The following is a 20,494-nucleotide window of genomic DNA, read 5'->3' as shown; positions in this document are numbered from 1 at the left end:
TTTCTTAGCTTACAACAAAATATTACACGAAACAATTAGAAAGAAAAATTATTCTCCTGTTTGTTTCTTAATAATTTCTTCGGCAACACTCTTAGGCACTTCCTCGTAGTGATCGAAGAACATTGTGTATGTTCCGCGGCCTTGTGTACGAGAACGTAATGAAGTTGCATAACCGAACATTTCAGCTAATGGAACAAACGCTTTAACGATTTGAGCGTTTCCGCGAGCTTCCATACCGTCAACACGTCCACGGCGAGCTGTAACGTCACCCATTACATCACCCATGTACTCTTCAGGTACAACAACTTCAACCTTCATAAGCGGCTCAAGAAGAACTGGATTACATTTTGATTTTGCGTTTTTCACAGCCATTGATGCAGCGATCTTAAACGCCATCTCACTTGAGTCGACATCATGGTAAGAACCATCATAAAGCTTCGCTTTTACATCAATTACCGGATAACCGGCAAGCATTCCGTTTTGCAATGCTTCCTCTACACCCTGCTCAACAGAACTAATGTATTCACGAGGAACCGATCCACCGACGACTGCATTTTCGAATTCGAAGCCAGCGCCTTCTTCATTCGGGCTGAATTCAATCCAAACGTGACCGAATTGGCCGCGTCCACCAGATTGACGGACAAACTTACCTTCAACCTGTGCAGATTGGCGAATTGTTTCACGGTAAGATACTTGAGGAGCACCTACATTCGCTTCAACTTTAAACTCACGCTTCATCCGGTCAACGATAATATCAAGGTGAAGCTCACCCATACCAGAAATAATCGTTTGACCTGTTTCTTCGTTTGTTTCCGTACGGAACGTTGGATCCTCTTCAGCTAGCTTCGCTAATGCCATACCCATCTTATCTTGGTCAGCCTTTGACTTAGGCTCAACAGACAAGGAGATAACAGGCTCAGGGAATTGCATGGATTCAAGAATAACAAGATTCTTTTCATCACATAGCGTATCACCAGTTGTTGTATCTTTCAAACCAACAGCAGCCGCAATATCCCCGGCGTATACTGTTGAGATTTCCTCACGAGAGTTCGCATGCATTTGCAGAATACGACCGACGCGCTCACGCTTGTCTTTCGTCGAGTTCTTTACATAAGAACCGGAATTAAGAGTACCTGAGTAGACGCGGAAGAATGTCAGCTTACCAACGTAAGGGTCAGTCATAACCTTAAACGCAAGCGCAGAGAAAGGCGCTTCGTCGCTGGATTCACGAGTTACTTCTTCGTCAGAATCAGGCACAACTCCTTTAATCGCAGGAACATCTACAGGTGATGGAAGGTAATCAAGAACCGCATCCAGCATTAGCTGAACACCTTTGTTCTTAAATGCCGATCCACAAAGCACCGGATAAAATTCAACGTTAACCGTACCTTTACGAATAGCGGCTTTGATTTCATCCTTAGTAAGCTCTTCACCTTCTAAGTATTTCATCATTAATTCTTCATCAAGCTCAGCAACAGCTTCAACTAATGATTCGTGAAGCTCTTGAGCTTTGTCCTTGTACTCATCAGGAATTTCTCTTGCATCAGTACGTGTACCAAGGTCATCTTCATAGAAGTATGCAACCATGTCAACAAGATCAATAATTCCATCGAACTGATCTTCAGCGCCAATCGGCAATTGAATCGGATGGGCGTTTGCTTGAAGACGGTCACGAAGCGTTCCTACTGAGTAAAGAAAGTCTGCACCTGTTTTGTCCATTTTGTTAATGAAAACAATACGCGGTACACCATATGTTGTGGCTTGACGCCAAACTGTTTCAGTTTGCGGCTCAACCCCAGATTGAGCATCAAGTACTGCGACAGCTCCATCCAATACACGTAAAGAACGTTCTACTTCAACTGTAAAGTCTACGTGTCCAGGCGTATCGATGATGTTGATCCGATGACCTTTCCAAGCAGCTGTTGTCGCAGCAGATGTGATCGTGATCCCACGTTCTTGCTCCTGCTCCATCCAGTCCATTTGGGAAGCACCTTCATGCGTTTCACCAATCTTATGGATACGTCCAGTATAAAAAAGTACACGTTCAGTTGTTGTTGTTTTACCGGCATCAATGTGAGCCATGATGCCGATATTACGTGTATCTTTTAAGGAGAACTCTCTTGCCATAGGGTATTTCTCCTTCCTCTTTCGAACATTTTATTTAATAGAATCTTACCAACGATAGTGAGCAAACGCTTTGTTCGCTTCCGCCATCTTATGCGTATCTTCACGCTTCTTAACAGCTGCACCTGTGTTGTTCGCAGCATCAAGAATTTCGTTAGCTAAACGCTCTTCCATCGTTTTTTCTCCACGAAGGCGAGAGTAGTTTACTAACCAGCGAAGTCCTAATGTCGTACGACGCTCAGGCTTTACTTCGATCGGCACTTGGTAGTTTGCACCACCGACACGACGAGCTTTAACTTCAAGAACAGGCATAATGTTCTTAAGCGCTTGATCAAACACTTCCATTGGATCGTTTCCACTGCGCTCTTTCACTAGTTCAAACGCATTATATAGAATCGTTTGCGCGATACCACGCTTTCCATCAACCATAATACGGTTAATTAAACGAGTGACAAGCTTAGAATTATAAATAGGATCTGGTAATACATCGCGACGGGCGACTGGTCCTTTACGAGGCATTGTTTCCCCTCCTTTCAACATTTAAACCGAATTTTTTTAGATTACTTTTTTTCCTTTGGACGCTTCGTACCGTATTTAGAACGGCCTTGCATGCGGTTTTGAACTCCCGCAGTATCAAGAGCGCCACGAACGATATGGTAACGTACCCCCGGTAAATCTTTTACACGTCCACCACGGATAAGAACGACACTGTGCTCTTGCAAGTTGTGTCCGATACCCGGAATGTAAGCTGTTACCTCAATTTGGTTCGTTAAACGAACACGCGCATATTTACGAAGAGCTGAGTTCGGCTTCTTCGGTGTCATCGTACCAACACGCGTACAAACACCGCGCTTTTGTGGAGATGAAAGATCTGTCTGCACCTTCTTGAAGCTGTTAAAGCCTTTGTTAAGTGCTGGAGAGTCAGACTTCTTCACTTTAGCGACGCGTCCTTTACGAATTAACTGATTAATTGTAGGCATGTTATTTTCCTCCTCTCTCTCAATTATTAAGACCACCGATCCTGGTGGTTCATCGCTAGGCAAAAGGAAAATTTTTGCCAGACGGCTTGCGCCGAATGGCAAAAATCGATCACTTTTTTAAAGCGACAGCAGCTGCGCTGACTTCAATGCCGCAAGCTTTTCCAAGCTTCTTCATCGAGTCAACATATACAAGTGGTATATTCTTGGTTTTCGCTAATGCTTCAACTTTGTAAATTACTCGGTACTCCGCATCAATCGCGATTATGACCTCAGAAACAATACCCTCATCAAGCGCCTTAAGCGTTTGTTTCGTACCTATAATTAGGTCATCAGCCTGTAAAACTTTTTCATAAGACATAAATCATCCTCCAAAGCAACAGGTAGTATCTTAGGCACACTTTGATATCTTATCATCCTCATATGCCACTGTCAACATCTCTTGAAATAAATTTATTCGTGAGTGAGAACCTCATCAGCAAGCGGAGCTTCTACCTCTTCCGCCGCCTGTTCATCATACTTCGAATAAATGTTCAAATCACGATAGCGCGCCATTCCCGTTCCTGCCGGGACAAGCTTACCGATGATGACATTTTCCTTCAGGCCGAGAAGCTCATCGCGCTTCCCTTTGATCGCGGCATCTGTCAACACGCGCGTCGTCTCCTGGAAGGAAGCGGCTGATAGGAATGAATCGGTTTCGAGTGATGCTTTTGTGATCCCGAGTAAAACCGGCTTGCCTGTCGCCGGACGCTTCTTCTCTAACAGCACTTTCTTGTTTTCATCATTAAACTGTTGAATTTCGATAAGGGAACCTGGAAGCACGGTTGTTTCACCGGCATCGACAACACGAACTTTACGAAGCATCTGTCTAACCATAACTTCAACGTGCTTATCGCCAATTTCTACCCCTTGCATCCGGTATACTTTCTGCACTTCACGCAGCAAGTACTCCTGAACATCGTTCATTCCTTTAACCTTCAACAATTCTTTCGGATCAATTGAACCTTCTGTAAGCGGCTGCCCGGACTCGATGATGTCACCGACAGCAACTTTGAGCCGCGCCCCATATGGAATCGTATAGTTCTTCGTCTCCATTTCACTTTTAATCGTGACTTCGCGCTTATCGCCATCTTTAAAGTCGATAACTTCACCGTCAATTTCCGAGATGACTGCCTGCCCTTTCGGATTACGCGCTTCAAAAATCTCCTGAATACGCGGTAAACCTTGGGTAATATCATCCCCGGCTACCCCACCGGTATGGAACGTACGCATTGTAAGCTGTGTACCCGGCTCCCCGATCGATTGGGCAGCGATAATACCAACTGCTTCCCCAACTTCGACGTCGCTTCCTGTCGCCAGGTTACGACCGTAGCACTTCTTACAAACGCCGTGACGCGTGTCGCATGTAAAGACGGAACGAATCATCACTTCTTCAATACCCGCATCCACAATCTGCTTCGCGATATCCTCAACGATCAGCTCATTCTTTCGAATTAAGACTTCTCCTGTTTCCGGATGCTTGAGCGTCTTAAAGGCAACACGCCCGACAAGACGGTCGTACAAGCCTTCAATCACTTCATTACCTTCCTTGATCGCTTTCACTTCTAATCCGCGGTCTGTGCCACAGTCATCTTCACGAACGATGACATCCTGGGCCACATCGACAAGACGGCGAGTCAGATAACCTGAATCGGCTGTCTTCAGGGCTGTATCAGCAAGACCTTTCCGCGCACCATGCGTCGAAATAAAGTACTCCAATACAGTTAGCCCTTCACGGAAGCTTGATTTGATCGGAAGCTCGATAATCCGGCCTGACGGGTTGGCCATCAAGCCGCGCATTCCGGCAAGCTGAGTGAAGTTCGAGGCGTTACCACGAGCTCCGGAATCACTCATCATAAAGATCGGGTTGCTTGTATCAAGCGTACCCATCAGCTTATTCTGAATGACATCCTTCGCTTCACTCCAGACAGAAATGACGCGATCATAACGCTCTTCTTCCGTGATCAAACCACGTCTGAATTGCTTGAGAATCTTTTCGACCTTCTGTTCTGCCTCTTCTAAAATTTCCTTTTTCTCGGCAAGAACGACAATGTCGGCTACCCCAACGGTAATACCCGCTTTCGTCGAGTATTTAAAGCCAAGGTCCTTCATTCGGTCAAGCATTTTTGATGTTTCTGCAATCGCGAATTTCTTAAATACTTCCGCAATAATATTACCGAGGAAGCCCTTCTTAAATGGCGGAACGAGCTCACTATTTGCAAAGTGCTCCTTCACATTAGCTGAGCTTGAAATAAGATATTTATCCGGCGTTGCAATTTCCAGGTTCGACATTGTCGGCTCATTCATATAAGGGAATGACTCCGGCAAGATCTCATTAAAAATTAGCTTCCCGACAGTTGTAAGCAGCAGCTTATCTGTCTGATCCTCACGGAACGTTGTCTTTCCAAGGGAGGCTACCGGAATCGCAACACGGCTGTGCAAATGCACATATCCGTTCTGATATGCAATCAATGCTTCATTTGTATCTTTAAAGATCGATCCTTCACCAAGCGCGCCTTTACGCTCAAGCGTTAAGTAGTAGTTACCAAGAACCATATCCTGAGACGGGGTAACAACCGGCTTTCCGTCCTTCGGATTCAAAATGTTCTGCGCGGCAAGCATTAAAATCCGTGCTTCGGCTTGCGCTTCAGCTGAAAGCGGAACGTGGACGGCCATTTGGTCACCGTCAAAGTCCGCATTGTATGCTGTACATACGAGTGGATGCAGCTTGATCGCGCGCCCTTCGACAAGGATTGGTTCAAACGCCTGAATACCGAGTCTGTGCAGCGTAGGGGCACGGTTTAACAGCACCGGATGCTCGCGGATGACTTCCTCAAGCACATCCCACACTTCCGGCTGAATCCGTTCGACCTTGCGTTTTGCGCTCTTGATGTTATGCGCAAGCCCTTTGCTGACAAGCTCCTTCATCACAAATGGCTTGAACAGCTCTAACGCCATTTCTTTCGGCAGGCCGCACTGATACATCTTCAAGTTCGGCCCTACAACAATAACGGAACGACCTGAATAGTCAACACGCTTCCCTAGCAGGTTTTGACGGAAGCGACCTTGCTTCCCTTTCAGCATATGGGAAAGTGATTTTAACGGACGGTTCCCCGGCCCCGTTACAGGACGGCCGCGGCGACCGTTATCAATCAACGCATCGACAGCCTCCTGAAGCATACGCTTCTCATTTTGAACGATAATGTTAGGCGCTCCTAAATCAAGCAGACGCTTCAGACGGTTGTTCCGGTTAATCACACGACGGTATAAATCATTTAAGTCAGATGTAGCAAAACGTCCCCCGTCAAGCTGAACCATCGGGCGAAGCTCAGGTGGAATGACAGGAAGAACATCTAAGACCATCCAGGATGGTTCATTGCCGGAGTTCCGGAAAGCTTCCAACACTTCAAGACGCTTGATCGCCCGTGTCCGACGCTGTCCTTGAGCGGTAATAAGCTCTTCCTTCAGCAGTCCGACTTCCTTTTCAAGATCGATATCAGCGAGCAGCTTGCGAATCGCCTCCGCCCCCATTTGGGCTGTGAAAGAGCGACCGTACTTATCACGATACGTCCGGAATTCCTTCTCGGAAAGCAGCTGTTTCTTCTCTAATGGCGTATCGCCGGGATCTGTGACGACGTAAGAAGCAAAGTAAATAATTTCTTCTAACGAACGAGGCGACATATCAAGCACTAGACCCATCCGGCTAGGGATGCCTTTGAAGTACCAAATATGCGAGACAGGTGCGGCAAGCTCGATATGACCCATACGTTCACGACGAACCTTGGCACGTGTCACTTCAACGCCACAGCGGTCACAGACGACCCCTTTATAGCGGACGCGCTTGTATTTACCGCAATGGCACTCCCAGTCCTTTTGCGGTCCAAAAATACGCTCGCAGAAAAGACCATCCTTTTCCGGCTTTAATGTACGGTAGTTAATGGTTTCAGGCTTTTTAACTTCCCCTCTTGACCAAGAACGAATTTTGTTCGGTGAAGCGAGGCCGATTTTCATATATTCAAAGTTATTTACATCTAACAAGGGGCTTACCTCCCTTTTGTTTTCCATGACTTATTCAACCAAGTAATGTCTGTAACGATCCAAGAGGACAGAAAGCTGGAGGGAACCAGCTTACACCAGCTCCCAACCGCTTCATTTCGAGCTATACTTTTGATTCGAAGTTAAGATTCAGCTTTTCGCTCGTCTGATCCTCTTCGTCATCAAGCTCCCTCATTTCAATTTCTTCTTCATTGCTCGATAGCATCTTCACGTCCATGCCAAGCGATTGAAGCTCCTTAATCAGAACCTTAAACGATTCCGGCACTCCAGGCTCAGGCACATTTTCCCCTTTGACGATCGCTTCGTATGTTTTCACACGTCCGACGACATCATCGGATTTAACGGTAAGAATTTCCTGCAGCGTATAAGCCGCGCCGTATGCTTCGAGCGCCCATACTTCCATTTCTCCAAAACGCTGTCCGCCAAACTGAGCCTTTCCGCCCAGCGGCTGCTGCGTAACAAGAGAGTAAGGTCCCGTCGAACGGGCATGGAGCTTATCATCGACCATGTGGGCAAGCTTGATCATATACATGATCCCGACCGATACACGATTATCAAACGGCTCACCTGTCCGTCCGTCGTAAAGCACCGTTTTCCCGTCACGGGCAAGACCGGCTTCTTCAAGCGTATCCCACACATCATCCTCAGTCGCTCCGTCAAAAACCGGAGAAGCAACGTGAATGCCCAGCTTACGCGCCGCCATTCCGAGGTGAAGCTCAAGCACCTGACCGATGTTCATCCGCGAAGGTACCCCAAGCGGGTTCAACATGATATCGATCGGTGTTCCGTCTGGGAGATAAGGCATATCCTCTTCCGGAAGAATACGGGAGATAACCCCTTTGTTTCCGTGACGACCGGCCATTTTATCGCCTTCATGAATTTTACGCTTCTGAACAATATAGACACGGACTAGCTGATTGACACCCGGAGGAAGCTCGTCGCCATCCTCACGGTTGAAGATCTTAACATCAAGAACAATTCCGTCCCCGCCGTGAGGGGCACGCAATGACGTATCACGAACCTCGCGCGCTTTCTCACCGAAAATCGCATGGAGCAACCGCTCTTCAGCCGTAAGCTCCGTCACTCCTTTAGGCGTTACTTTACCGACGAGGATGTCACCATCCTTCACTTCGGCCCCGACGCGGATAATGCCGCGTTCATCAAGGTTTTTCAGCGCATCTTCCCCAACGTTCGGGATGTCACGCGTAATCTCTTCAGGCCCAAGCTTTGTATCACGGGCTTCTGATTCATATTCTTCAATATGAACCGATGTATACACATCGTCTTTCACAAGACGCTCGCTTAAAATAATCGCATCCTCATAGTTATATCCATCCCAAGTCATGAAGCCGACAAGGACATTCCGTCCAAGCGCCATTTCGCCTTTTTCCATCGAAGGGCCGTCAGCGAGAATTTCACGCTTCTCGACTACGTCACCTTCAGAGACGATCGGACGCTGGTTGTAGCTTGTTCCCTGGTTTGAGCGGACGAACTTTTGCAGGCGGTACTTGTCAAGATCACCCTTGACTTCCTTGCCATCGACTTCTTCAAGACGACGGACCCAAATTTCCTTCGCTGTTACACGTTCAACGATACCTTTCGTCTTTGAGACAATCGCCGCACCCGAATCCTTCGCTGACACGTGCTCCATCCCCGTTCCGACGATCGGCGCTTCCGGTACAAGCAATGGAACTGCCTGACGCTGCATGTTCGCCCCCATCAGTGCACGGTTCGAGTCATCGTTTTCCAAGAAAGGAATACATGATGTCGCAGCTGATACGACCTGCTTCGGTGATACATCCATGTAATCAAGACGCTCACGTGGCACGACCGTGTTTTCTCCCCGGAAACGGGCAATAATATTCTCATCGACAAACGATCCATCTTCAGCAAGACGGGCATTCGCCTGAGCGACAACATAGTTGTCCTCTTCATCCGCTGTTAAATAATCGATTTGTGAAGTCACCTTCCCTGTATCAGGGTCAACACGGCGATACGGTGTTTCCATAAAGCCGAATTCATTGACCTTCGCATAGGAAGAAAGCGAGTTAATCAGCCCGATGTTCGGACCTTCCGGCGTTTCAATCGGACACATCCGCCCGTAGTGGGAGTAATGAACGTCACGAACTTCAAATCCGGCACGCTCTCTCGTTAAACCACCCGGTCCAAGCGCCGAAAGACGGCGTTTATGCGTCAATTCAGCTAATGGGTTCGTCTGGTCCATAAATTGCGAGAGCTGTGAGCTGCCAAAAAACTCTTTAATGGAGGCAATCACTGGACGAATATTAATCAACGCTTGCGGCGTAATCATATTAGGGTCCTGAATTGACATCCGTTCACGCACGACGCGCTCCATCCGCGATAAGCCGATACGGAACTGATTTTGTAAAAGTTCACCGACAGAACGAAGACGGCGATTGCCGAGGTGATCAATATCATCTGTATCACCAACACCGTGCAGCAAATTGAAGAAATAGTTAATAGAAGCAATGATATCAGCCGGTGTAATATGCTTTACATCGCGCTCGACCATTGCGTTTCCAATAACGCGGATCGTTTTTTCCCCGTCGTGGTCCTCCGGCGAATAAATAAGGATCGATTGCAATTCAATTTCGGCATCCTCGACAACGCCGCCTGAAGCACGGACATGTCTGAAGCCGACATTGTTTTCAAGATAAGGCAAAATACGATCCAATGTCCGGCGGTCAAGAAGAGTTCCCTCTTCGGCAATCACTTCTCCCGTTTCCGGATCTACTAATGTTTCAGCTAAGCGCTGGTTAAACAAACGGTTTTTTATATGAAGTTTCTTATTAATCTTATAGCGGCCCACATTGGCTAAATCATAGCGCTTCGGATCAAAAAAGCGTGATTCCAACAGGCTTTTCGCATTGTCAACGGTAGGCGGCTCCCCGGGACGAAGACGCTCGTAAATTTCCAGAAGCGCTTTTTCCGTACCGTCCGTATTATCCTTTTCAAGCGAATTACGAAGGTACTCATCTTCTCCGAGTAAATCAATGATCTCTTGATCAGATCCAAAACCTAACGCACGCAAAAGAACCGTCACAGGGATTTTTCTGGTGCGGTCTATACGAACATAAACGATATCTTTGGCATCTGTCTCAAGCTCCAGCCATGCCCCGCGATTCGGGATGACCGTAGCCGTAAAGCCTTTTTTACCGTTTTTATCCGTTTTTTCACTGTAATAGACACTAGGTGAACGAACAAGCTGAGAAACAATTACACGCTCGGCTCCATTGATCACAAACGTTCCTGTCTCTGTCATCAATGGGAAATCTCCCATGAAGACCTCTTGCTCTTTTACTTCCCCAGTTTCCTTGTTAATGAGACGAACCTTAACCCGAAGTGGCGCTGCATAGGTCACATCGCGTTCCTTTGATTCATCAACCGGGTACTTTGGCTCTCCTAGACTATAGTCTATAAACTCTAAAACCAAGTTCCCCGTGAAATCTTGGATTGGAGAAATATCCTGGAACATTTCTCTCAGGCCCTCATCAAGAAACCATTGGTAGGAGGCTGTTTGAATTTCAATTAAATTCGGCAGCTCCAACACTTCATTAATTCTTGCATAGCTTCTCCGCTGGCGGTGGCGTCCATACTGAACTAGTTGACCTGTCAACTGATTCACCCCTCAAATCTCGCGTTATAGTATCTAAAAATGCATCACCCCCGCCCCTCGTCACGAGGCACAAGACTAGATGACGCACCTTTATAGATTGAGCAAAACCTTTAAAACCGTGCAAGGCAGCAGAAGAATGTCGTAACTTTCTATCTAACCACCAAAAAGAAAACGGGTTTTCGGTAACCAATTTTCTTATTCGACCATTCGATTATTTCAGTATAACCACTTTTCCACACCATTATTCAACAATTCCCACTTGACATTTGCCAAAATGGCGTTCTAAAAATAGGTAGTTATACGCATTAAATAACAATACCACAAAAGCAAGGCTCGGTCAAACTTTTTTTGCTTTTATAATAAAGTAACCTTTTTTCTTCTCAACGACGTCTACTTGGGCAAAGAGAGTCTCTAATTTTTCTAGCGCCGATGGAGCCCCCTGCTTTTTTTGAATAACCACCCATAATTCTCCGCCCGGTTGCAGATGCTGAACCGCCTGCTCGAAAATAAGATGAACGATTTTCTTGCCAGCCCGGATTGGCGGATTCGTAACGATCGCAGCAAAGTCCCGCTTTTCCACCCGGCTAAAGCCATCGCTTTCGTAAACGAGGCAGTTGGCAATCCGGTTTTCCTCACCGTTTTTTTTCGCCAACGCAAGTGCTCTCTCATTCACATCAATCATATGAACCATTCGGCTTTCATCTTCTTTGGCAAGCGTCAAACCGATCGGCCCATACCCGCAGCCGACATCGAGAAGATCTCCAGCCTGCTCCGGAAAGGAAAATGTCTCTATTAACAGCTTACTGCCAAAGTCAACTTCTCGTTTCGAGAACACTCCACTGTCCGAGGCGAAATGCAGCTTATGGCCGCGAAGCTCAAAGCTCCACTTTCGTTCCGCGCTTTCGACAGAAGGGTTTTTTGCGTAATAATGTTCCGACATCCTTCCTTACTCCTTTCTAAATAAGAAAAACGCCACAGGCGTCTTTTCTGTGAAAAAAAGGACCCGCCTGCTGCGAGCCCTTTTCCCACTATCAATTACTTAAGTTCAACAGAAGCGCCTGCTTCTTCAAGCTTAGCTTTCATTTCTTCAGCTTCTTCTTTCGCTACGCCTTCTTTAATTGGAGCTGGAGCACCGTCAACAAGTGCTTTTGCTTCCTTAAGACCAAGGCCAGTGATTTCACGTACAGCCTTGATAACGTTGATTTTAGATCCGCCAGCAGATTCTAAAATAACGTCGAATTCAGATTGCTCAGCACCGCCAGCGTCTCCGCCGCCTGCAGCTACAGCAACTGGAGCAGCAGCTGTTACTCCGAATTCTTCTTCGATTGCCTTAACAAGGTCATTTAGTTCTAAAACTGTCATTTCTTTAATCGCTTCAATGATTTGATCTTTACTCATGATAAATCCTCCCTATTTCGTTTTTTTAAAGTATCTTACTAGCTCACGTATCTGAAACCCAGCGTAGTGCCGGGCGGGTCAACATACATTAAGCGCCTTGCTCTTCCTTCTGATCCGCAACGGCTTTTGTCGCCAATGCAAAGTTGCGCATTGGAGCTTGAAGCACGCTGAGAAGCATAGATAGAAGTCCTTCGCGTGATGGTAGCTCAGCAAGAGCCTTGATTTCTTCCACGCTTGTGATGCGGCCTTCGATGACACCAGCTTTGATTTCAAGAGCTTCGTGTTCTTTCGCAAAGCTGTTAAGAACCTTCGCAGGAGCAACAACATCTTCATCGCTAAATGCGATTGCTGTTGGACCAACAAGCTGTGCATCCAGCTCAGAAAGGTTTGCCTCAGCTGTTGCGCGGCGCGCAAGTGTGTTCTTGTATACCTTGAACTCGACTCCAGCCTCACGAAGCTGCTTACGAAGCTCAGTTACTTCTGCAACATTCAGTCCGCGGTAATCGACAACAATCGTCGCTTTGCTTGCATTAAGCTTTGCAGCGATATCAGCTACAACCTGTTTTTTCTGTTCTAATACGCTCATCCTTACACCTCCCATAGTTTTATCCATACCGTCCGAAAAGCATGTAAAAAGCCCTCATGCAGACATGAGGGCAGACAAACACAGAGTTGTTCTTCTGTATCTATTGCTTACCTCGGTAGGAAGTTTAAGCGGTGTACGCCCCTACTGTCTACGGTATGACATTTTATTTTGATGTACCCGTATCAGGCACTCTTAAGAGTATATACAGGGTACAGGAAAAAGTCAATCGTTTGTTTTATTTGGCAAATGCAGATGCATTGACGCGAATACCAGGCCCCATTGTTGAAGCAATCGCAACGTTTTTCATGTACGTTCCTTTTGCTGCAGCAGGCTTCACCTTCACAAGCGTCTCAATGATCGTTTTCAAGTTTTCAGCAAGCTTCGCTGATTCAAATGAAACTTTACCAATCGGCACGTGGATGTTACCGGCTTTATCAACACGGTACTCTACTTTACCAGCCTTGATTTCATTGACAGCCTTCTCTACGTCGAAGGTAACTGTTCCTGTTTTCGGGTTTGGCATTAAGCCTTTCGGTCCGAGTACCCGGCCGAGCTTACCAACTTGAGCCATCATATCAGGAGTCGCAACGATCACATCAAACTCGAACCAACCTTGGTTGATTTTGTTAATAAGATCTTCTTCTCCTACATAATCAGCGCCAGCCGCTTCAGCTTCCTTCGCTTTATCGCCTTTCGCAAATACAAGCACACGTTGTGTTTTACCAGTTCCGTTAGGCAGAACAACAGCGCCACGAATTTGTTGATCGGCTTTCTTAGGGTCAACCCCAAGGCGAACAGCCACTTCGACTGTTTCGTCAAATTTAGCTGTAGCTGTTTTCTTCACTAACTCAATTGCTTCTTCAACTTGATAAACCGTATCGCGGTCAACAAGCTTAAGAGCTTCTTGATACTTTTTACCTTTTTTAGCCATGCTATTTCCTCCTCGATTGTGGTTTTAGCGGTAGTACCTCCCACTTATGAAAGGTTGCGACCTTAGATCAGGTTGCAACCTCCAAGAAACTTACAATTAGTCTTCAATCACGATACCCATGCTGCGAGCAGTACCTTCCACCATACGCATAGCAGATTCAACATTCGCTGCGTTTAGATCAGGCATCTTCGTTTCAGCAATCTCGCGCACCTTATCACGCTTTACTGTCGCAACTTTATTGCGGTTCGGTTCACCAGAACCTGACTCGATTCCAGCAGCCTTCTTAAGAAGAACAGCAGCCGGCGGAGTTTTCGTGATGAATGTAAACGAACGGTCTTCAAATACCGTAATTTCTACCGGGATGATAAGACCCGCTTGGTCTGAAGTACGAGCGTTAAATTCCTTACAGAAACCCATGATATTCACACCTGCTTGACCTAATGCAGGACCTACCGGTGGCGCTGGGTTTGCTTTCCCAGCAGGAATTTGCAACTTAACCATTTTAATTACCTTTTTAGCCACGTGACACACCTCCTTAGTCCGTGATGTGGTTATCGGACGTTCGTCGCCCTCCCACTCAAAAAACGGATGCACTCATGCACCCGATGGCTCATGTAATGAAACCATATCAAACATGAAGATTTTATCACCTTCGCTGTCAGATATCAAGTTATTTCGCTAAATCTTTTCAACTTGGTTAAAATCAAGCTCCACTGGAGTCTCACGGCCAAACATGTTGACGTGCACTTTCAGCTTCTGCTTGTCCATTTGAATTTCCTCAATTGAGCCGACAAAATTAGCGAACGGCCCTTCCTTCACTTTGACCGATTCTTTCAGCTCAAAGTCAACATCAGCTTTTGGCTGTTCAACGCCCATCTGCTTCAGAATCGCTTCCACTTCCTCTTCCAGCAGCGGTGTCGGTTTGGAACCGGCGCCGGCAGAACCGACAAATCCAGTTACCCCCGGCGTGTTCCGAACCACATACCAGGAGTCATCCGTCATCACCATTTCGACAATGACATACCCTGGAAAAACTTTCTTTGAAACCGTTTTTGATTTCCCGTTCTTCACTTCCGTCTCTTCTTCCACCGGGACGAGGACACGGAAGATCTTATCGGTCATTTCCATTGATTCCAGACGCTTTTCCAAGTTCGTCTTCACCTTATTTTCATAGCCTGAATACGTGTGAACCACATACCAATTTTTTTCCATGTTATCTAGGACGGTGTTGTCCTTCCCTCCTCTGTGCTATAAGAAAACCGCAAAGCGGCTTTTCAAAGTTACTCAACCAAGCTTACGCTTAGACATTATCCGAGCAGGACACGAACAAGTTCAGAAATCCCATAATCAACAATTGCGAAGAAAACCGAAATAAACGCTACCGTACCGATAACAACCAAAGTATAACGAGTCAGTTCCTTGCGCGTAGGCCAAGACACTCGTTTCATTTCCTGAACGACATCACGAAAAAACTTTCCAATACCTTTCACTCCGCCAGCCACGGCTTGACACCTCCAGCACCAATCAATATAGACAAACAAGCTCTTATCTATTCGAAATCAGCATTTGTTTTTTAGTTTTTGACAAAAAGCAGCTTCACACGCAACATGTCCAAGGTTTAAAACCGTTCAATGAGAAAGCAGCTCATTGAACGGTCCGATCATTTTCCGAAAGACCATTACCGGTTATATGCTTGCGAACCGGACATTCCCGCCCGATCACTTTGTTTCACGATGAAGGGTGTGTTCTTGACAGCTCTTGCAGAACTTTTTCACTTCGATACGGGCGGGGTTGGATTGCTTATTCTTTTCGGTTGAATAATTACGTGAATGACAAATCTCACAAGCCAGTACCACCTTACTCCGCATCATACACCTCCAACGATTCATCAAATACACACACTCTTTCACTCTATCACAGGGGAAGAAGGGTGTCAATTGTCCCAAAATCAGCAAACAGGAAAAAGCGGCATCTATCATCATCTTTAGACGCCGCTTTTGTTACGTTAAGGAAACCCCTTTAAGCTCTACATAACGCTCGAGTTTCCGCTTTACCCGCTGCAAGGCATTATCAATCGATTTGACGTGGCGATTCAAGTCCACCGAAATCTCCTGATACGACCGGCCATCGAGGTATAAGGTGAGTACTTGTCGCTCCAGATCGCTAAGAAGTTCACCCATTTTCAATTCAATATCTTCAAATTCTTCCTGATTGATCAACAGCTCTTCTGGATTGGTGACGCGTGTTCCGCAAATGACATCTAGCAGGGTCCGATCCGACTCTTCATCATACAATGGCTTGTCCAATGAGACATATGAGTTTAACGGAATATGCTTCTGTCGCGTCGCCGTCTTAATGGCCGTAATGATTTGCCGCGTAATACACAGTTCAGCAAATGCTTTAAAAGAAGACAGTTTATCCCCGTTAAAATCACGGACAGCTTTATACAGGCCGATCATTCCTTCTTGAACAATATCTTCATGGTCAGCCCCTATTAAAAAATAAGACCTAGCTTTGGCACGAACGAAATTCTTGTATTTGTTAATTAAAAATTCAAGCGCGGCGCTGTCCCCATTTCTTACAAACATGACCAAATCGTCGTCATTCACTTTGTCATAACTCGGCTTAAATACGGTTTCTTGAAGGTCTATGCTCACGACAATCCCTCCGACCTTTGCTGTTGTCTCCATTATACGAACATTATATAGCACAGTTTTCCAGCAGGTCAACCACACATCAGCGCTCTCGACGCCATCTTTCAAAAATTTCAGCCATTTCATCCGAAAGCGGAATTTTTGTCGAACGCTGCTTTTTTCGCGTTTTTTCGACTTCCTTGTCAATCCCTTTTTCAATGACTTCCATCTCAATCAGCAGCTCTCTCGCCGACTTCCGCAAAGCCCCGCTTCCAAATGTCAACGACTGCTCCATGAAGTCTGAGGTGGCGACATGAATTCGTGTATCAATTCTTTTCAAGTCATGGACGAGCTTTTCGATCCGTTCATCCGCCGTTTCATTTTTCCTTGTGTAGATCACATCAATACGGTGATGATATTCCTTTTTCCCGCTCCCTTGCACCATGTGTGCATCAAACACGACTTTCACCTGGTGGCCGGTGTAAGCCTGATATTCAGCCAGCATTTCCACAAGGCGGTCCCGCGCCGGACCGAGATCCTTATCCTTCAAAGCGCGCAGCTCCGGCCATGCCCCGATCATGTTGTAGCCGTCCACGAGCAGAATGTCTTTCATGCTAGGATCGACCCACTTGGTTGCGTCTCCGGTACACTTCATACATCAGCAGGCTTGCTGCCACAGAAGCATTTAAAGATGTTACATGACCGACCATTGGAATCCTGATCAAAAAATCACATTTTTCCTTGATCAGCCGGCTGATGCCTTTGCCCTCACTTCCAATCACAAGTCCAATCGGCATATCGAAAGCCGCCTGGCGATAATCTTCGGTTCCCTTGGCATCTGTGCCTGCAAACCATAACCCCCGCTTCTTTAACTCCTCCATCGTCCGCGCCAAATTCGTTACGCGCGCAACCGGCACATATTCAATTGCTCCTGTTGAAGCTTTGGCGACAACCTGCGTCAACCCCACAGCCCGCCGCTTCGGGATGATTACCCCATGAGCCCCGGCTGCATCCGCCGTCCGGAGAATCGACCCTAAATTGTGAGGGTCCTCGACTTCATCCAATAAGAGAAAAAACGGCTCTTCTCCTTTCTTCTCCGCCGCGGCAAACAAGTCATCAATTTCGGCGTATTCATAGGCGGCAACCGAGGCGACAACGCCCTGGTGATTGTCGCTGTCCACAAGCTGCTGCAGCTTTTTCTTTGGCGCATGCTGCACGAGGACGCCGCGCTCCTTAGCGAGCTGCAGCACCTTTGTCATCTGCCCCTTCTGCGAACCTTCCGCCAGCCAAATTTTATTAATCGCATGGCCCGACTTGAGTGCCTCAATCACGGGGTTTTTTCCAATGATAAATTCTTGCGTCATCGAGGTGCTCCTTTCTCATCTTCTGATTCTTGTTCAATGATCGCCACTGCTTTTTTCACCAGTTCATCAAGCCGGCTCTGTCTGTCACATACATATAAATAGCCGAGCAGCGCCTCAAACCCGGTGGAATAGCGATACGTGTTCAGGTCGGTATTCTTTGGAATCGAGCCTGACTTTGCATTGCGGCCCCGCTTAAAGACCGCTTCTTCCTCTTCCGAGAATTCCTCCTGCTCAAGCAGGCGGCGCACGACCACGGCCTGCGCCTTCGCCGAGACAAAGCGCGTCGCCTCCAGGTGAAGACGCTGCGGGCGCACGGTCCCTTTCGCGATTAAATAATAGCGGATATACATATCAAGAACCGCATCCCCCATATAGGCGAGAGCCAGGGCGTTCAGTTGCTTAAAATCGGTTGCTGTTTCAATTAATTTCATCATTACCCCCGCTTCCAGCGCACACCTTGAGCGGTATCTTCCAATACAATGCCCTGCTCCTTCAGCTGATCGCGGATTTGATCGGCCAAGGCGAAATTCCGTTGCTTTCGCGCCTCATTGCGTTGCTCGATCAAGGCTTCAATCTCGTCATCAAGCAATTCCGTATCGGTATGCAAGGTGAGTCCGAGCACATCGGCAAACTCCTGGAACTGATCAAGGAAGGCCGTCAGTACCTTGATTGATGTTTTATCCTCACGGAGATAGCGGTTGGCTTCTTTTGCTAAATCAAACAACACGGTAATTCCGTTTGCGCTGTTAAAATCATCGTCCATCTCCGTAATAAAGCGCTCCTTTAATGCCTCAATCCGTTCAAGCCAATCGCCTATTTCCCCGAAATCAGCCGACTCCTCGCGGCGGTGCTCCAGGCTGGTCACGGCAGTTTTCAACCGCTCAAGACCGCTCTTGGCCCCTTCGAGCAGCTCGTCACTGAAGTTGATCGGACTACGGTAATGAGCGGTCAGCATGAAAAAGCGGACAACCTCTGCAGAATGCTGTCGAATTATTTCATTAGCCAAGACAAAATTTCCGAGCGATTTCGACATTTTTTCGTTGTTAATATTAATAAAACCGTTATGCATCCAATAATGAGCCATCGGCTTTCCAGTCAACGCCTCCGATTGAGCAATTTCATTTTCGTGATGAGGAAAAGCGAGATCCTGACCGCCGGCATGAATGTCGATCGTATCTCCTAAATATTTTTTGACCATAGCGGAGCATTCAATATGCCAGCCCGGACGTCCGTCTCCCCACGGGCTCTCCCAGGAAATTTCGCCTTCCTTTGCCGCCTTCCAGAGGACAAAATCAAGCGGATCCTCTTTGCGCTCATCAACTTCAATTCGCGCTCCCGAGCGTAAATCCTCAATCGATTGCGAGGAAAGCTTGCCGTACCCGTCAAACTTTCTCGTCCGGAAGTATACGTCGCCCCCCGCTTCGTACGCGTAGCCTTTTTCAATTAATGTCGCGATAAACGTAATGATCTCCGGGATTGTCTCCGTGACGCGCGGATGGAGATCCGCTTTCCGGACGCCAAGCGCACAGGTGTCCTGATGATAGGCCTCGATAAAGCGGTTGGCAACCGCAAAAACATCTTCACCAAGCTCATGGGCGGCGCGAATAATTTTATCATCAACATCGGTGAAATTAGAGATAAAGGTTACCTCATAGCCGCGGTATTCCAAATAACGGCGCACCATATCGTAAACGATCGGCGGACGCGCATTGCCGATGTGGATGTAATTGTAGACGGTTGGTCCGCATACATACATTTTTACCTTTCCCTCTTCAAGCGGCACGAACGGTTCTTTTTTCTTTGTTAAACTATTATAAATATGGATGGCCATCCTGCTCATCTACTCCTTCTTACTGTAATTTCTATACATTATGCGAAAGGCTTTTCCTTTGATGAAGTGTTCAGCAATTCTCTTTCCGAGCGCAATGCTTTAATTTCTTCCTCAAGCTCTTTTAATTTATCAGCAATCGGGTCAGGAAGATTATGATGGTCAAGCGTCTGTTCAACCCGCTGTCCGTCTTGAATGACAATTTTGCCTGGAATGCCGACTACCGTGGAATTAGGAGGAACCTCTTTTAAGACGACCGAGCCGGCTCCGATACGAGCATTCTCTCCAATTGTAAACGATCCTAGTACTTTGGCGCCTGAAGCAATTAAGACATTATCCTTTACCGTAGGATGGCGCTTGCCTTTTTCTTTTCCCGTCCCGCCAAGAGTCACACCTTGATAGATCGTCACATTGTCGCCAATTTCACACGTCTCCCCGATGACAACTCCCATGCCGTGATCGATAAACAGCCGCTGGCCGATGACGGCTCCGGGATGAATCTCGATACCTGTAAAAAAACGGCTCACTTGCGAAATGACCCGGGCGATAAAATACATCCGGCACCGTTTCCACAACCAATGCGCAAGCCGGTGCGCCCATAAGGCATGCACACCGGAATAGGTGAAAATCACCTCCAGTCGATTTCTTGCCGCCGGGTCTTGATCAAGCACGACATCAATATCATTCATCAATGTGCGGAAAACCTTTTTCACGATCTCCTTCCCCCTTTTACAATAGCTACTCTCTACTAACAAGCCTCTCCCAGTCCGTCTGATCCTCAGCTGACCTCTCTCCTAAAAAAGCTGTATTACGAGAGAGCCCTCATAATCGAGTAGGAGGGGGCGACTAACCCCCGACCTCTCACACCACCGTACGTACGGATCCGTATACGGCGGTTTCAGTTAAGTCTGACGAAGGGTT

General features: G+C 47.0%; 20 protein-coding genes and 1 other annotated feature. All 20 genes read right to left on the bottom strand.

From position 1 onward, the window contains the following. Nucleotides 1-48: 48 nt before the first annotated feature. Nucleotides 49-2,127, bottom strand: a complete 2,079-nt coding sequence (fusA, locus tag ABMB67_RS20955; protein WP_251224403.1) for an elongation factor G — start codon at nt 2,125-2,127, stop codon at nt 49-51. 45 nt (nt 2,128-2,172) lie between these two features. After that, nucleotides 2,173-2,643 (bottom strand): 30S ribosomal protein S7, encoded by a 471-nt coding sequence (rpsG, locus tag ABMB67_RS20950; RefSeq protein ID WP_251224404.1) that lies wholly within the window; start codon nt 2,641-2,643, stop codon nt 2,173-2,175. Nucleotides 2,644-2,684: 41 nt separating this feature from the next. Next, complete coding sequence (gene rpsL / locus ABMB67_RS20945; RefSeq protein ID WP_251195089.1) at nt 2,685-3,104, bottom strand: 30S ribosomal protein S12; 420 nt, start codon at nt 3,102-3,104, stop codon at nt 2,685-2,687. 109 nt (nt 3,105-3,213) lie between these two features. Next, nucleotides 3,214-3,462 carry a 50S ribosomal protein L7ae-like protein gene (locus tag ABMB67_RS20940; RefSeq protein WP_251195090.1) on the bottom strand — a complete coding sequence of 83 codons (249 nt, stop codon included), beginning with the start codon at nt 3,460-3,462 and terminating at the stop codon, nt 3,214-3,216. A 92-nt stretch (nt 3,463-3,554) separates the two neighbouring features. Beyond that, nucleotides 3,555-7,178 carry a DNA-directed RNA polymerase subunit beta' gene (gene rpoC / locus ABMB67_RS20935; RefSeq protein ID WP_251224405.1) on the bottom strand — a complete coding sequence of 1,208 codons (3,624 nt, stop codon included), beginning with the start codon at nt 7,176-7,178 and terminating at the stop codon, nt 3,555-3,557. Nucleotides 7,179-7,299: 121 nt separating this feature from the next. After that, a complete protein-coding gene (gene rpoB / locus ABMB67_RS20930) occupies nt 7,300-10,833 on the bottom strand; it encodes a DNA-directed RNA polymerase subunit beta (protein WP_251195092.1) in 3,534 nt (1,177 codons plus the stop codon). 337 nt (nt 10,834-11,170) lie between these two features. Next, the gene (locus ABMB67_RS20925; RefSeq protein WP_354573216.1) at nt 11,171-11,773 is read right to left on the bottom strand and encodes a class I SAM-dependent methyltransferase; all 603 of its coding nucleotides are present in this window, start codon (nt 11,771-11,773) and stop codon (nt 11,171-11,173) included. Between the two features lie 95 nt (nt 11,774-11,868). Continuing rightward, complete coding sequence (gene rplL, locus ABMB67_RS20920) at nt 11,869-12,231, bottom strand: 50S ribosomal protein L7/L12 (protein ID WP_251195094.1); 363 nt, start codon at nt 12,229-12,231, stop codon at nt 11,869-11,871. A gap of 88 nt (nt 12,232-12,319) precedes the next feature. After that, nucleotides 12,320-12,817 carry a 50S ribosomal protein L10 gene (gene rplJ, locus ABMB67_RS20915; RefSeq protein ID WP_251195095.1) on the bottom strand — a complete coding sequence of 166 codons (498 nt, stop codon included), beginning with the start codon at nt 12,815-12,817 and terminating at the stop codon, nt 12,320-12,322. Nucleotides 12,818-12,852: 35 nt separating this feature from the next. Then, nucleotides 12,853-12,989, bottom strand: a sequence feature (ribosomal protein L10 leader region). A 63-nt stretch (nt 12,990-13,052) separates the two neighbouring features. Beyond that, nucleotides 13,053-13,748, bottom strand: coding sequence for a 50S ribosomal protein L1 (rplA, locus tag ABMB67_RS20910; RefSeq protein WP_251195096.1), 696 nt, complete (start codon nt 13,746-13,748; stop codon nt 13,053-13,055). Nucleotides 13,749-13,844: 96 nt separating this feature from the next. Beyond that, nucleotides 13,845-14,270, bottom strand: coding sequence for a 50S ribosomal protein L11 (gene rplK, locus ABMB67_RS20905; RefSeq protein WP_026673483.1), 426 nt, complete (start codon nt 14,268-14,270; stop codon nt 13,845-13,847). Between the two features lie 156 nt (nt 14,271-14,426). Then, nucleotides 14,427-14,960: a transcription termination/antitermination protein NusG gene (nusG, locus tag ABMB67_RS20900; protein ID WP_251224407.1), complete on the bottom strand. Its 534-nt coding sequence runs from the start codon at nt 14,958-14,960 to the stop codon at nt 14,427-14,429. A 95-nt stretch (nt 14,961-15,055) separates the two neighbouring features. Beyond that, on the bottom strand, nt 15,056-15,250 hold the full coding sequence (gene secE / locus ABMB67_RS20895; protein WP_251224408.1) for a preprotein translocase subunit SecE: 195 nt from the start codon (nt 15,248-15,250) through the stop codon (nt 15,056-15,058). Nucleotides 15,251-15,466: 216 nt separating this feature from the next. Further along, the gene (rpmG, locus tag ABMB67_RS20890; protein WP_251224409.1) at nt 15,467-15,616 is read right to left on the bottom strand and encodes a 50S ribosomal protein L33; all 150 of its coding nucleotides are present in this window, start codon (nt 15,614-15,616) and stop codon (nt 15,467-15,469) included. Between the two features lie 132 nt (nt 15,617-15,748). Then, nucleotides 15,749-16,405 carry an RNA polymerase sporulation sigma factor SigH gene (gene sigH, locus ABMB67_RS20885; protein ID WP_251195100.1) on the bottom strand — a complete coding sequence of 219 codons (657 nt, stop codon included), beginning with the start codon at nt 16,403-16,405 and terminating at the stop codon, nt 15,749-15,751. 79 nt (nt 16,406-16,484) lie between these two features. Beyond that, nucleotides 16,485-16,994: an NYN domain-containing protein gene (locus ABMB67_RS20880; RefSeq protein ID WP_354573215.1), complete on the bottom strand. Its 510-nt coding sequence runs from the start codon at nt 16,992-16,994 to the stop codon at nt 16,485-16,487. 1 nt (nt 16,995) lies between these two features. Then, complete coding sequence (gene rlmB, locus ABMB67_RS20875) at nt 16,996-17,745, bottom strand: 23S rRNA (guanosine(2251)-2'-O)-methyltransferase RlmB (protein ID WP_251224411.1); 750 nt, start codon at nt 17,743-17,745, stop codon at nt 16,996-16,998. Then, complete coding sequence (locus tag ABMB67_RS20870; protein ID WP_251224424.1) at nt 17,742-18,176, bottom strand: Mini-ribonuclease 3; 435 nt, start codon at nt 18,174-18,176, stop codon at nt 17,742-17,744. The genes rlmB and ABMB67_RS20870 overlap by 4 nt, the downstream gene beginning before the upstream one ends. A 2-nt stretch (nt 18,177-18,178) precedes the next feature. Continuing rightward, entirely contained in the window at nt 18,179-19,576 is a 1,398-nt protein-coding gene (gene cysS / locus ABMB67_RS20865; RefSeq protein WP_354573214.1) for a cysteine--tRNA ligase, read from the bottom strand. A gap of 38 nt (nt 19,577-19,614) precedes the next feature. Beyond that, nucleotides 19,615-20,262, bottom strand: coding sequence for a serine O-acetyltransferase (gene cysE, locus ABMB67_RS20860; protein WP_251224425.1), 648 nt, complete (start codon nt 20,260-20,262; stop codon nt 19,615-19,617). Nucleotides 20,263-20,494 lie beyond the last annotated feature (232 nt).

It is taken from the genome of Halalkalibacter oceani (assembly GCF_040544555.1).
GTDB lineage: Bacteria > Bacillota > Bacilli > Bacillales > Bacillaceae_D > Halalkalibacter > Halalkalibacter oceani.
Note: the sequence above shows the minus strand (reverse complement) of the source record. Positions and strands in the feature narration are given on the sequence as shown.

Coding starts and splice junctions, on each gene's coding strand:
- fusA (WP_251224403.1), bottom strand. CDS start 2,127: ATGGCAAGAGAGTTCTCCTTAAAAGATACACGTAATATCGGCATCATG.
- rpsG (WP_251224404.1), bottom strand. CDS start 2,643: ATGCCTCGTAAAGGACCAGTCGCCCGTCGCGATGTATTACCAGATCCT.
- rpsL (WP_251195089.1), bottom strand. CDS start 3,104: ATGCCTACAATTAATCAGTTAATTCGTAAAGGACGCGTCGCTAAAGTG.
- ABMB67_RS20940 (WP_251195090.1), bottom strand. CDS start 3,462: ATGTCTTATGAAAAAGTTTTACAGGCTGATGACCTAATTATAGGTACG.
- ABMB67_RS20925 (WP_354573216.1), bottom strand. CDS start 11,773: ATGTCGGAACATTATTACGCAAAAAACCCTTCTGTCGAAAGCGCGGAA.
- rplL (WP_251195094.1), bottom strand. CDS start 12,231: ATGAGTAAAGATCAAATCATTGAAGCGATTAAAGAAATGACAGTTTTA.
- rplJ (WP_251195095.1), bottom strand. CDS start 12,817: ATGAGCGTATTAGAACAGAAAAAACAGGTTGTAGCTGATATCGCTGCA.
- rplA (WP_251195096.1), bottom strand. CDS start 13,748: ATGGCTAAAAAAGGTAAAAAGTATCAAGAAGCTCTTAAGCTTGTTGAC.
- nusG (WP_251224407.1), bottom strand. CDS start 14,960: ATGGAAAAAAATTGGTATGTGGTTCACACGTATTCAGGCTATGAAAAT.
- rpmG (WP_251224409.1), bottom strand. CDS start 15,616: ATGCGGAGTAAGGTGGTACTGGCTTGTGAGATTTGTCATTCACGTAAT.
- ABMB67_RS20880 (WP_354573215.1), bottom strand. CDS start 16,994: ATGAAAGACATTCTGCTCGTGGACGGCTACAACATGATCGGGGCATGG.
- rlmB (WP_251224411.1), bottom strand. CDS start 17,745: ATGACGCAAGAATTTATCATTGGAAAAAACCCCGTGATTGAGGCACTC.
- ABMB67_RS20870 (WP_251224424.1), bottom strand. CDS start 18,176: ATGAAATTAATTGAAACAGCAACCGATTTTAAGCAACTGAACGCCCTG.
- cysS (WP_354573214.1), bottom strand. CDS start 19,576: ATGGCCATCCATATTTATAATAGTTTAACAAAGAAAAAAGAACCGTTC.
- cysE (WP_251224425.1), bottom strand. CDS start 20,262: ATGAATGATATTGATGTCGTGCTTGATCAAGACCCGGCGGCAAGAAAT.